The organism is Paenibacillus endophyticus, from assembly GCF_014192395.1.
GTDB lineage: Bacteria > Bacillota > Bacilli > Paenibacillales > Paenibacillaceae > Pristimantibacillus > Pristimantibacillus endophyticus.
The window spans coordinates 28,627-41,980 of record NZ_JACHXW010000029.1; the positions used below are offsets into that span (position 1 = coordinate 28,627).

At 45.4% G+C, this 13,354-nt stretch carries 8 protein-coding genes and 2 pseudogenes; 8 read left to right on the forward strand and 2 right to left on the reverse strand.

All coding sequences use genetic code 11. The annotated features are described in order from the left end of the window. The first annotated feature begins 33 nt into the window (after positions 1 to 33). From FHS16_RS28910 to FHS16_RS28945, 8 genes and pseudogenes are all read left to right on the forward strand, one after another. Positions 34 to 213 carry a hypothetical protein gene (locus tag FHS16_RS28910; protein WP_183570804.1) on the forward strand — a complete coding sequence of 60 codons (180 nt, stop codon included), beginning with the start codon at positions 34 to 36 and terminating at the stop codon, positions 211 to 213. Next, positions 162 to 814 (forward strand): annotated as a pseudogene (locus tag FHS16_RS28915) (beta-galactosidase). Before FHS16_RS28910 ends, FHS16_RS28915 begins: the two are co-directional and overlap by 52 nt. Positions 815 to 1,043: 229 nt before the next feature. Then, positions 1,044 to 3,080 (forward strand): glycosyl hydrolase, encoded by a 2,037-nt coding sequence (locus FHS16_RS28920; protein ID WP_183570808.1) that lies wholly within the window; start codon positions 1,044 to 1,046, stop codon positions 3,078 to 3,080. 212 nt (positions 3,081 to 3,292) lie between these two features. Next, complete coding sequence (locus FHS16_RS28925; protein WP_183570810.1) at positions 3,293 to 3,778, forward strand: hypothetical protein; 486 nt, start codon at positions 3,293 to 3,295, stop codon at positions 3,776 to 3,778. A gap of 163 nt (positions 3,779 to 3,941) precedes the next feature. After that, positions 3,942 to 4,703: a hydroxypyruvate isomerase family protein gene (locus tag FHS16_RS28930; protein WP_183570812.1), complete on the forward strand. Its 762-nt coding sequence runs from the start codon at positions 3,942 to 3,944 to the stop codon at positions 4,701 to 4,703. A 1,026-nt stretch (positions 4,704 to 5,729) separates the two neighbouring features. Next, positions 5,730 to 8,879: a glycoside hydrolase family 32 protein gene (locus tag FHS16_RS28935; protein ID WP_183570814.1), complete on the forward strand. Its 3,150-nt coding sequence runs from the start codon at positions 5,730 to 5,732 to the stop codon at positions 8,877 to 8,879. 38 nt (positions 8,880 to 8,917) lie between these two features. Next, positions 8,918 to 9,274, forward strand: coding sequence for an Ig-like domain-containing protein (locus tag FHS16_RS28940; protein ID WP_183570816.1), 357 nt, complete (start codon positions 8,918 to 8,920; stop codon positions 9,272 to 9,274). 220 nt (positions 9,275 to 9,494) lie between these two features. Then, positions 9,495 to 9,797, forward strand: a complete 303-nt coding sequence (locus tag FHS16_RS28945; RefSeq protein ID WP_183570817.1) for a type II toxin-antitoxin system HicB family antitoxin — start codon at positions 9,495 to 9,497, stop codon at positions 9,795 to 9,797. A gap of 342 nt (positions 9,798 to 10,139) precedes the next feature. Here the strand turns inward: FHS16_RS28945 and FHS16_RS28950 are convergent. After that, positions 10,140 to 11,491: pseudogene (locus tag FHS16_RS28950) on the reverse strand (IS1182 family transposase). Positions 11,492 to 11,936: 445 nt separating this feature from the next. Next, the gene (locus FHS16_RS28955; RefSeq protein ID WP_183570818.1) at positions 11,937 to 13,247 is read right to left on the reverse strand and encodes an amidohydrolase family protein; all 1,311 of its coding nucleotides are present in this window, start codon (positions 13,245 to 13,247) and stop codon (positions 11,937 to 11,939) included. Between the last annotated feature and the right edge of the window lie 107 nt (positions 13,248 to 13,354).

Here is a 13,354-nt window from a genome sequence, read left to right on the forward strand (position 1 = left end):
CGCAATATATTGGTGAATATAGGAGATCACAGGATGACGATTAAGATCGGAATTGAATACTATCCAGAGCAATGGACTCCCGAGCTTTGTGAGAAGGATGCAGCGCTTATGCAAGAGACGGTGTTGCTGTTGTACGAATCACGGAGTATGCCTGGAGCCGAATGGAGACGACCGAGGGGGATTATCGGTTTGAATGGTTGGATGCGGCTATAGAAGCATTCGACGCACGCGGCATGCAGATCGTGTTATACCTACCAATAACCCGCCGAACTGGATGACAACCCGTTATCCCGATGTGCTGCCAATGGATGAGCAATGTCAAATCATCCGGCCGGTTGTGCGAGGACACCGCTGCAACAACCGCTATTCCTTGAGAATGCTGGGCTCCAAATTTGTGGAAGCGGTGTCACAGCGCAATGCGAAGCATCCCGCCGTCATTGGCTGGCAAATCGATAACGAGATGCACTACCAGGAATGCCATTGCGATACGTGCAATCGTGCGTTTGACGCTTGGCTGCAGAAGCGTTATTCCAGTCTGGAAGAGATAAACCGCGTGTGGGGCATGGTCGTCTGGAGCGGAGAGTACAGCAGCTGGGCCGAGGTAACGACGCCGCTCGGTACCAGCAAGCCGATAAATCCTTCTTATCTTCTGAAGTGCAAGCGGTTCTGCTCGGACAGCGTAGGCTATCTGCTGGGATGGCAGCTTGAAATTGTACGCAGAAATTGTCCAGGCCAATTCGTGACGCATAACATGTGGCAATTTAGGATGAAGTGGGCAACAACGTGCTATCCGAGTGATATACAGAACGCATGATGTTTCGCAAGCTCTATGATCACCCCGTCACCGTCGCGTGTGACGAACTTCCGATTTGGGAGCTTTATCCGTTGCTGAGAGGGGGTGGTATGGCAGAGAAATGATTTCAGGCAAATAGTACAGAGAAGATTGTTGTTTTATCTAATTGTTTTAGAGAGACACTTACTGTTTTGGCTTTTAAGCTTACTCATTCGATCTTAAAACCAATATTCCAGGGAGGAAATTTATTTTGAAAAATAAATCACGTCTCAAACTATTAAAATTCAGCTTAATCCATTTATTGTCTCTTTGCTTGTTAATTTCTTTTGTCATACCAGTTTTCGCTGTTAATAATCAGGTTGCCAATACTCAGGTTTCTGTAGTAGGGAACAAAATCGAGGTTGAGGATGGCGTAATGACAGGCACGGTTTCTGTTGACAATACAACCAACGGTTACTCTGGTAGAGGATATGCCGCTTTTAAGGGTGAGGGAGATTTAACGCTAACTTATCAAGCTCCCAATGCAGGACTGTATGAAATCACTGTTGGCTATAACTCTCCGTTTGGAAGTAAGAAAACAGAATTAATTGTGAATGGCCAAGGCACGGGTGAAATATCTTTAGCGCAATCGACAGGTTTTCAAGAAGTATCAGCAGGCAAAGTACAGTTACAATCCGGTGATAACACAGTAAAAATCAACTTGGGCTGGGGTTGGTACAATATTGACTATATTATCGTAACTTCTGCTGAAGTAGGCGGGTCTCATCAAGTTGAGAAAATTCTTTCTAATCCGAACGCTACACCAGAAACACAGGCATTGATGAACTACTTGGTGGACACGTACGGCAACGGAATTATCTCTGGTCAACAGGAAAGACATGATGCGGATTGGATTTATGATCAGACAGGAAAGTACCCAGCACTTCTTGGCTTAGATATGATGGATTATTCACCAAGCCGAGTGGAACATGGGACGTCCTCCCAAACGATTGAACAGGCGCTCGATTGGGGTCAACAAGGTGGGATCGTTCAAATTCATTGGCATTGGAACGCACCAAAGGATCTTCTTGACGAACCTGGGAATGAATGGTGGAGTGGATTCTATACGAGAGCGACAACTTTTGACGTTGCTTACGCACTTGAACATCCTGATTCGGAAGACTACCAGTTGCTTCTTAGAGATATTGATGTAATTTCCAATCAATTAAAGCGGCTGCAGGATGCACATATTCCTGTAATTTGGAGACCATTGCATGAGGCTGAAGGCGGTTGGTTTTGGTGGGGGACAAAAGGTCCTGAGGCATACAAGGAGTTATACCGCCTCATGTATGATCGCATGAAAAATGTACACGGGCTGAATAACTTAATCTGGGTATTTAACTCGGAAAGTGAAGAATGGTATCCTGGCGACGACGTCGTTGATATCGTTACTACAGACTATTATGCTCCTAATGGTGATTACAACCCACTAGTCAACAAATACGATCAACTTGTCTCGCTGGTGAACGGTACTAAGTTGGTTGCTCTAGCAGAGAACGGACCTATTCCTGATCCTGATCTTTTACCACTCCTTGGTGCGGACTGGCTGTACTTCATGACTTGGACAGGAAACTCGATTCGTGATGGATTGCAGAATGATCCTCAGCATTTACAAAAGGTCTATCATAGTGATTATGTCATTACAAGGGATGAACTTCCCACTGATTTGTATTCATATGGGCTGGCACCTGTTGCAGAAGTGAGCTACAGTAAAACTGGTTTAACAAATCAAGATGTGGTGGCAACCATCACAACGAATAAGCAGGTCACTATAACGAATAATGATGGCAAGAGCAGTTATACCTTTGCCAACAATGGAAGTTTTACCTTTGAATTTGTTGATCAAAAAGGGCTCGAAGGGACCGTAGTGGCTACCGTAAATAATATTGACAAAATTCCCCCAACCTTAAAGGTTTTTTCGGATAAGCGAAAACTTACAAAAAACAACCATAAACTCGAAGAGGTTGCTTTCTCTTGGGAAGCAGAAGACAGCGACTCTGGCATTGGAAGTGTGAAGCTAGTTTCAGTTACGAGCAACGAGCCGGATAATGGCTCTGGAGACGGTAATACGACAGGAGATATCCAAGGCGCGGAGATTGGGACAAGTGATAACAAGATTCTCTTGCGCGCCGAAAGATCGGGGAATGGCTCAGGTAGGGTATATACCGTTACCTATGAAGCCGTTGATCATGCGGGTAACAAAACCCAGGCTTCGGCTACTGTTTCTGTACCGCATAATGGACAATAACAATTAATAGAAAGTGAGGTCGCCGTCACCAATAGCGTTAATTTTCACTTCCAATCCGTTTACTTCTGTTCTCGCAATATTCGAGTCAATCCCTTGATCCGTCACTTGAGAAAGGCGTAGCGCCTGCTAATGACACCGAAACGCATATTGGCTTCCGGAATATCGACTTCGGACCTTTCGGATCCGACACGGTAACGATTCCGGGTTATGGCTTGTCCAGTAATGCATACAAGCTTCAAATTTGGGAAGGAATTCCTGGAGAAGACGGCAGCGTATTAGTTGCCGACACCTATTATCAAAAGCCTTACGAGTGGAGTACGTATCAAGAAGAAACCTATCGTCTCTCTAAGCACCTTCGTGGTATTACATCAATATGCATCGTTCTCTACCAAAAGCTTCAAATTAAAGGCTGCACTTTTAAGCGCCAGAACAGGGCTTTCGAGCAAAATTGGGCCGCACATAGCGACCATATCTATGGAGACTCATTTACTTTGGCTGGTCATTGCGTTGAGGGCATCGGGAATAACGTTACGCTTGAATTCTCACAAATGGAGTTTTCCGTTGAAGGTGCATCGAAGCTGGTCGTCTGGAGAAGTTCACCTATCGACAAGAATACTATTCTCATTCAGTTCAGCGACGAGAATGGTGAGAAAAGACAAATCGTAGAGTTCACGAAAACCGAAGGTTATGAAGAGTAAGCATTTGAGTTAGAAAAGGTTGATGGTATGAAGAAAGTGACGTTTATCTTCTTACCGGGTAGCATATTTGGCTTAAAAGGATTCCGCTTTGAGAGATAAGTTTAATGCACCATATTAATTGAAGTAGTACAGGACACAGGGCGTAATAACGAAAGGGGAACTTATGAAATTTTCAGTTTGCATCGATTCCGTATTTAGGAATATGAATTTGTCAGAGGCATTGTCACATGTAAAATCATCAGGGTTTGACGCATTCGAATTTTGGAATTGGAGACATAAAGACATAAATCTGATGGCAAGCGAAATGAAACGACTTGAGCTTTCGCTCTCGACGTTTTGTACAGATGGTGGCAATCTAGTAGATGAAGAGTCTCATAAGGAATACTTGCAAGGCCTCAAGGAAGCGATAATTGTTGCTAAAAGACTTGGCTGCGGGACACTGATAACACAAACTGGAAATGAATTAAGTGGTATCCCGCGTGAGCGCCAAATTGAAAATGTTTTGACAGGGTTACGGCTGGCGGCTCCAATTGCGGAAGAGGCAGGAGTTACACTCCTTCTGGAACCTCTCAACACGACAGTTGATCATCCCGGGTATCTCTTAACGCGCTCGAGCGAGGCATTTGAGCTTATCGAACAGGTTGGAAGTAATTATGTGAAAGTATTATTTGATATCTACCATCAACAGATCTCTGAAGGTAATCTAATTAGCTCAATGCTGAGTAATCTTCCAAGCATTGGTCATTTACATGCTGCAGGTTGTCCAGGGCGCAATGAATTACAATTTGGCGAAATCCATTATGCCAACGTCATTCAAGCATTGCGCAACGCGGGGTATTCAAACTATTTTGGTCTGGAGTTTATGCCTTCTGCTGAACCTACCTTAGGATTGGATTACGTTAGGAATTTGATGGATGCGTCCTAAAAAATAGCTTCAAAATAGTGGCCGTGGCGCTCTGTGAGCTGCCCGGCCATGTTTTGTTTGAACGCACAGAGATACTCGCCCTTGTCTGTTTTGCTCATTCTACTAGCCCTCCATTTATCTGTCCAACTTATTGTAGCCGATCCAATATTGGGGTCAGTCTATTACAACATTAGTCCAGCATTGTAAAAGAATAGGGTTGGTTAATACTGAGGTGAGGTAACGTACAAGACGATTATAAATATCTTAAAAGTATGAAACAGAGAATATTGAATTTAATCGCCTCTTTCATTTGATACGATGATATCGTAAGGGACAAAGGCAATCAAGAATGGGGGAGTTAATCGAGTAAGTCAATTCGCATACAGCACAATGCTTGTTGGCGGAAGGGTTTTGATCAATTTGTCATAAACAGCAGATAACCCTCGAGAATGGAAGCACCGTCATGATGCAGGAAATCGTCGAGAAGTATGCGCCTAATGTTGCGAAACATCCGTTTGAGTATTCCTTTTTGGAATTATGGGAGGCTAACGAGGAGGGACCCCCCAGCAGAACCAGCTCTTGAAGCTTTGGCGGTCGTTTTCGGTGCATTGGAATCGACCAGCGAAAATTGATTGAGGAATCGATAAACCGCATCCATACCTTGGAAGGACTCACGTTCGCTGCTCTCCAACAATCGGAACCAGGTTTTCTGGTTAAACAACAGGGTAAAGACAATGCGAAATAAATAGGTGCAAGTGAACCTGAATTTTTTCTTGAAACCGTCACCATTTAAGTGAATGAGCACATGGAGATACATAAATGCCGGTTTGACTTTTGTTCTATCGTAGAGAAACACCGCTTCGATATGGTAGTGATTGCTCGATACTCTCACTTTACCAATCGAAGCGGTATTTTCTATATTGTCAAGATGACAATTTAACAGAGCACAACTCCAGGCTACTGATATGGTTAAACTGATTTCTAGGAGTGAAAGTTGAGTTTATTTATTATCATTTACACAATCCAATGAATGGGAGTGGATGGCTGATGTTGAAGAATCGAATGTTTTATGGGGTAAAGCTCATACTCGCGATGATGCTTGCCATACCGATTTTATGGACAGGTAACGCTACAAGAACAGCAGCCGATGGTTCTGGAATGAGTACGAACCTAAGTGGATGGGTGACGTCGGGGGATGCAGGGACGTTAATGAACAATGCAGACGGGAAGTTACTCACATCCACTGGCAATTTCTTTGCGTTGTCCGCCATGGCCGCTGACAATTTCACGTATGAAGCGGATGTAACCATTCGCCAATACCAAGGGGTAGGCGCATTGGTGTTCCGTTCCAACAACACCGGCTGGGGCTCTTATATGCTGCAGATCGATCCAGTAGGCAGTCGGATTCGCTTGAAGGATGGGAACGGAGATCGGGAGCTGGGCGTGTACAGCGTTTCGCTTGCGGCCAACACAACCTATCATATGAAAGTGAGAGCTGTTGGATCAACGCTCCAGGTATACTGGGGAAACAATGCTACCCCCGTGATTAATGTAAATGATACCGCTTACAACGGAGGTTACTTAGGTGTTCAAGTTTGGAACAGCTCGATGCTGTTCCAGAACATCATAATGACGCCAGAATCAACAACTCCCAATACTCCATCTCCAACCGTGAACACGAACCTAAGTGGCTGGGTAACTTCGGGGGATACGGGGACGTCAACGAGCAGTGCAGACGGGATGCTGGTCACTTCTGGCGGCAATTTCTTTGCGCTATCGACAACGACTGCCAACAATTTCACGTATGAAGCAGATGTGACCATTCGCCAATTCCAAGGGAAAGGCGCATTGGTGTTCCGTTCCAACAACAGCGGCTGGGGTTCTTATATGCTTCAGATCGATCCGGGAGGCAGCAGAATTCGCTTGAAGGATGCGAATGGAGATCGGGAGCTGGGCGTGTACAGCGTTTCGCTTGCGGCCAACATAACCTATCATATGAAAGTGAAAGCTGTTGGATCAACACTTCAGGTATACTGGGGGAGCAATGCTACACCTGTGATCAATATAAATGATAACGCTTACAATGGAGGTTACTTAGGTGTTCAAGTTTGGAACAGCTCGATGTTGTTCCAGAACATCATAATGACACCGGATTCAACAACGCCAACGCCAACGCCAACGCCAACGCCAACTACTCCACCAGTGAACACGAACCTAAGCGGCTGGGTAACTAGTAATCTGAAAAGTTGTATGTCAAGAGGCGAGTGGACGCTGAATCCGAACGGTGTTAAGGGAGTCGGATCTGTTAACGCGGAAGCGACTTGTATCGCCGACAGTTTGGCAAGCGATTTCGTGTTTGTGGGAGACGTGACGGTGGATTCCTCAACGCCGCAAGCGGTCGCAGGGTTGATGTTCCGTTCCGACAGGGAAGGTAAGAACGGATATATTCTTCGGCTACGGCCGAGCGATCATACCGTCACATTACTCAAAAAACACGGGGACACCGAAACGGTAATACAATCGAAATCGAGCATTCCTTTGACCACTGGGAATAAACACCATATTGAAATTACGGCGGAAGGTTCGAACCTTACGGTTTATGTCGATGGGTATTCAGTGGAAAAGATCGTAGCACAAGATGCCGACTTTTTGAGCGGATACGCTGGAATGACGGTGACGAATGGGGCTGCCTATTTTCAAAATGTGTATCTTACGCCATACAGCGATTATTATACTGAAAAGTACCGGCCGCAATACCATTATTCGCCAGCGCGAGGAGCGGTCAGCGATCCGAACGGACTGGTGTATTTTGAAGGTGAATATCATCTGTTCCATCAGGATGGAGGCCAATGGGCTCATGCCATCAGCACCGACCTTTTACATTGGAAGCAGATGCCACTTGCGTTGACATGGAACAACTTGGGGCATATTTGGTCGGGGTCCGCGGTTGCGGATTTAACCAACGCTTCAGGGTTGTTTGGGGATTCGGGCGGCAAAGGTTTGATTGCCTATTATACTTCATATAATCCGAATAAGCCGGGCGGCAATCAGAAGATCGGGCTTGCGTACAGCAAAGACAAGGGACGCACGTGGGTATATTACGGGGACGATGCCATAGTGCCTAACCCGGGCGGCATAAACGGCAGTTGGGATTTCCGCGATCCGAAAGTCGTGCGTGACGACGTCAATAACCGATGGATTATGGTGGTATCTGGCGGGGATCACATTCGCTTTTTTACATCGACTGATCTGCTTCATTGGACGTGGACCGACAATTTCGGATATAGCCAGCATATACGCGGCGGGGTGTGGGAGTGCCCGGATTTGTTCCAACTTGCGGTGGACGGGAATGCAAACAATAAAAAATGGGTGCTGATGATCAGTACCGGCGGCAACCCAAATACGCAAGGTTCGTCGTCGGAATATTTCATTGGTCAGGTAACGGCGGAAGGAAAATTCGTAAATGACAACCTTCCGGGCAAAGTGTTGCTTACCGACTTCGGGAAAGAGAATTACGCTTCGATGTCGTTCTACAACATGCCAGATAACCGGCGCATTACGCTGGGATGGATGTCAAATTGGGATTACCCATTTAGCTTCCCGACCGACGGTTGGAAAGGGCAATTGACAATTCCCCGCGAGTTGTCGTTAAAGACCGTGAACGGGAATGTCATCCTTGCGCAGAATCCGATAAGCGAACTGAGTTCATTGCGTGGAACCGATTTTTCAGTTAACAATGTTTCGGTAACACCGCAATCCGGCAATATTCTCGGAACGGTCAATGGAAAGGCATACGAAATTGTCGTGGAACTCCAACTCCCCAATTCTGGAGCGGCTACCGAATTCGGATTCCGATTGCGGGAAGGCGGAGGACAGAAGACGGTCGTCGGCTATCGGAGTACCAATAACAAGATGTTTATCGATCGATCCGCTTCCGGCAGAACGGATTTTGCTACCAATTTTACGACGTTGCATGAGGCGGTCGTGCAACCCGTCAACGGTGTCGTCCGTATGCATATCCTTGTGGATGAGTCTTCTTTAGAGCTATTTGGCAACGACGGGGCAGTGGTCTTTTCGGACATCATCCTACCGGATTCCACTAGCAGCGGGATGAGCTTTTATGCATCCGGTGGAACGGTTGTCGTGAAATCATTACACGTATATTCGTTGAAAAATACATGGAGAAGTTCGATGTAGATGGCAATATCGTACAATGAATAGTGCTGGATCGCCGATTGCTGGAACTCGGAGTCGGCGATGAGTGGCGTGTTTATGCAGATGCGCAGCCCTATACAACACTTGACAAATCGTTGATCTGGGAAACGAGCAATCCGAACGTTGTAAATGTGCAGGATGCGGACGATAAAAGCGCGAGATTACAGGCCGTTTCTTCAGGGACTGCAACCATTACGGTCAAACTAGCGAACGGCGCTGTTCGCCAATCCGCGGATGTCATTGTCGTTTCATTATCGACTAATTTGAGCGGGTGGAATGTTCACCCTGCATCGGAATGGGTACCTACATTGGACGGGATCCGCGGGTTGTTCTACTCGGATTCCTTGTTGGATATAAAATTAATTAGCTATCACTGACTATTAGTTATTTTAACGGGTAAATATAGCTTCATAATCACCAGGACGAGACTGCTGGTATAATTCGGCAGCCTCGTTGTGCTAACTGGTAGATTAATGTGTTGTTCAGGGGGTTCACTTTGATTAACTGGAAGGATATTGAAACTCCCTAAACGAATTATTTAACAGAGTACATTTGTTGTTTTTCAGTTACAGAATTACTTTTAAAGGTTGTGGATGAGTGAGTAAAGATATTGCATATTACATGACAAGGAGCTACAACTTCATTTCCGAATATATACCTGAGAGCAACAATCGTACGGGTTATTATTTTGGTCTCATAGAAGAACTTCCTGGATGTCATGCTTTTGGCACAACAATGGTCAAAATGCTGAAAGAAATAGAAGTTGTCAAAAAAGAGTATTTCGAATCACGGCTTAAAAACAATCAATTTATACCTGAGCCTTGCGATATGAGTCAGCGCCGACCGTCCCATCTGAGTATTCAAATTAGGGGAGTGAATATCAACACAACAGTCAACTAACGGGTAACTATAGCTTCATAATCACCAGGATGAGGCTGCCGGCATAAAACGGCAGCCTCTTGAGCTAACAGGCAGCATTCCTATTATGAAGTAATAATAGGTTAGAGAGCTGTTGAATGTGGCTTGTTTGGCATCAGGAACTGTCTGTATGTACACGATTTAAACCTACAGGTTCAGGACAGGACTCTCCACTCCTATCTATACTTTTGCACTCATATTGAGTGCAAGCCACCTTTCAGGTGGCTTCAGGTTGTAGAGAAACCCACCGTTTTTTCAGAACGATGGGTTTCACTTTGTGTTTCTGCTCCTTTTTTGTAAAGCATGAAAGGGTGGTTTCACCCCTCATGCCCTCCGTTCCAAGTGAAGGGCAATCTTTTTCATGTTCTGTACCGCTGCGGTCATCAACGCCTGTTCCATTACGTTGTTTAACCCCTGCAAACGGCAATAGCGAAACCCATGGAGCTGTTTAGCATCCGCGAAGCTTCGCTCAATGGTTTCTTTTCGTTTACGGTACAATCTCTTACCTGACTTACTCAAGCGGTTTAATCGCACTTGCTCTTTACTGTCCTCCCAGATGTGCCTCGTGACAATCTTTCGCTTGTTAGCAGATCTTGTGCACTTCTCTAGTATGGGACAGTGAGCACATTGTTTAGGATCTGAGGCATAGTGGCGGTAACCGTTTCGATCCGTCGTGCGGTAAGCCAGCTCTTGTTGCTGTGGACATCTATATAAATTACGCTCTGCCTCATAAGTAAATTTCCATTTGGGAAGTAGACCTTGCGTCGGATGGAATCGCCTATGCGCAATCACACCATAGATCTTGCGTTCCTCGAGCCCTTTGCAAATCGGTGTTGTCATATAACCAGAATAGAGTGCTACTGCTTCTACTTCAAAACCAAACCGTTTACGTTGGCGGTCCAATCGAGAGAGGTAAGGCACAGAATCATGAACATTGTCGGGCGTTACAAAAACATCCGTAATGAGGTTGTGTTTCACATCAACGGTACGGTAGTCCAAGTAAAAGAAGCCTTCCGGCTTGCCTTCACGAAACATATATCCACTATCCGGGTCTGTTGTATTGACCTTTACCTCTTTTTCTTCGTTCACCTCCTCCCGTGGTTTTAGCACTTTTTTCCTTGCGATTTACGATCTGCTTTTACCGCCGCATTCAGTTCATCCACATAATCACGTGTGTTATGTTGCACTTGTTCACTTGTGAATTTGTGTTTATTCGCATTGGCTTTTACGTGAGTTGAATCGGAGATAAGCACACGCCCACCAATCATTCGATGCGACACAGCTTGGAGTACAATGTCATCGAATATGTCTTGAAACACGGATGTTTCTTTAAACCGATTACTGCGGTACCAGCTAATCGTCGTGTGATCAGGTACCCGATCAGCTAGTCCTAAACCAAGAAACTAACGATATGTAATATTCGTTTGAACTTCACGTTCCAGTTGGCGCTCAGAACGGATGCCATAGAAATAACCAAGGAAAATCATCTTAAAGAGTACCAGCGGATCAATAGCTGGACGACCATTATCTTGGCTGTAGAGATGACGGACCTTTTCATCAATAAAAGAGAAGTCGATATACTTATCGATTTTACGAAGCATGTGCTCAGCAGGTACGAGGTCCTCGATTGAAACCAGTTCATAATTTTGTTGTTTATTTCGATTAGAACGCAACATGAGCAACACCATCCGTTTGTTTGATCACTATAAAAATATTATATTAACGCGGTGTCGTGTTAAAATAATTGTATACAAAAGAAGGCTGTCGATACTTTCTCGACAGCCTGACCCGACCTCATGAAGTCGGGTTTTTGCATTTGTAATATTTGATAAGGCGAATCTTTTTGTTGAGCTAACTGGCAGGATAGTTCCAAAATGTTGTGAAATTTAAACAATGACTACATTGATAATCCAATGGGAATAAAACGGGTTTGATTGTATCTGGAGGAACGTTGATCTGGCTGTCGTTCCTGACAGGAGGATTTGGATTAATAGATTAAAGTCGAAGAGGGACTAGTCTGCAGTCCCTCTTTTTGACGATTTTACGATCAGCAACGGTATTATCATCTCCGGTTCGCTCATCGTTCGCATTGACGACATTGTACAGGGAGATTGAACCCGATTAACCTAGTTGCTGCGAACCATTGAACCACACGGATGAGATCGACAACGTATCCGAGATATTGGTTGTCGGATCACCGTTTACGAGAATAAGGTCAGCGCGCGCACCTTCGGTAATACGGCCGCGATCGTGAAGACCAAAGCAACGAGCCGGTTTGGAAGTAGCCGACTGAAGAGCTTCAATTGGAGTGAACCCGGCCTTCACCAGCAGCTGCATTTCGTGGTGGACACTTGCTCCGTGAGCAAGGCCGCCAAGGTTCGGAACAGGAACCGGCGCAACATCCGTCCCTACCAGAATATCAACTCCCGCACGGTGAAGATCCATCACATTCTTAAAGCTGTTCTCCATATTGCCTTGCGGGAACGTATTGAAGCTTGAGTTCAAAATACCGATCCAATCCGAACTTAATTTGGAATGAACACGCGGATCATTCGCCAACTCCGATGCCGGTTTCCCAACAATAGATGAGTTCAACACCAAGCACGGTGTAACAAAAGCGCCTGAATCCGCTATGGATTTCACCAACTCGGACGTGTACTCGGGTCTGTCGATAAACAAGTGGCCCAAACCGTCGACTCCAAAATCGATGGCTGCTTGCGATGAAAGAGCCGTCAAGACGTGGGCGATGACCAGTTTATCGAACTTGTGGGCTTCTGTCACTGCTGTTTTTAGAATTTCGTCGCTTAGTACAGGCAGGCCAGGTGCACCCATGACCGTCCCTTCTTCAATCATGATCTTAATGTAGTCGGCACCATTCACCACTTGAGTATGCACATGTTTAATCGCTTCTTCCACCGTTGTCACTTGCGGTATTTCATCGTGATCGTGAGCGTATGCGGCCAACATCGCTTCCCGGTCTTCCTCCGATAACTTCTCTAGCTCCCTTAATACGAATTCCGGTATTTCATCCCCATCCGGAAGCAATTCATCGGGGTGTCCGCCTGGAGCGGTGATTGCTGTGCCGGCAGAACGGACGTCTGCAACGTCATCCACATTTTTCAACTGGATCTCGCGTCCTCTTTTCGTAAAATCGCCGTTCATTTCGAGTTCTGTCGTAACGCCGAATTTTAAGGCATCTCGTAATCCGCCAATTGAGGTGTGGACATGTGCATCAATCAGACCGGGCATTAAAGTCGCATTTTCCCCATCGATAATCGTTGCATCGGCCGGAAGGTCTCCGCCCACTGCAATAATGGACTCCCCTTTGATGACAACATGTCTTGACGCAATAATTTGTTCTCCATCAAAAATACGTACATTTGTAATCGCCGTAACTTGTTCTAACGCTGCATTTTGAGTTATCTTCTCCATTTGAAATTCCTCCAATGTGTTTGTTTGTAACAATTCGAAGTATAACTATTAGAACTCTAACTGTCAATAAACTAAGTTTTTTGACATGCGTATAGAATCACTGTATA

Excerpts from the sequence above, each read along its gene's own strand:
- FHS16_RS28910 (WP_183570804.1), top strand. The coding sequence starts at position 34 with ATGACGATTAAGATCGGAATTGAATACTATCCAGAGCAATGGACTCCC.
- FHS16_RS28930 (WP_183570812.1), top strand. The coding sequence starts at position 3,942 with ATGAAATTTTCAGTTTGCATCGATTCCGTATTTAGGAATATGAATTTG.
- FHS16_RS28935 (WP_183570814.1), top strand. The coding sequence starts at position 5,730 with ATGTTGAAGAATCGAATGTTTTATGGGGTAAAGCTCATACTCGCGATG.
- FHS16_RS28955 (WP_183570818.1), bottom strand. The coding sequence starts at position 13,247 with ATGGAGAAGATAACTCAAAATGCAGCGTTAGAACAAGTTACGGCGATT.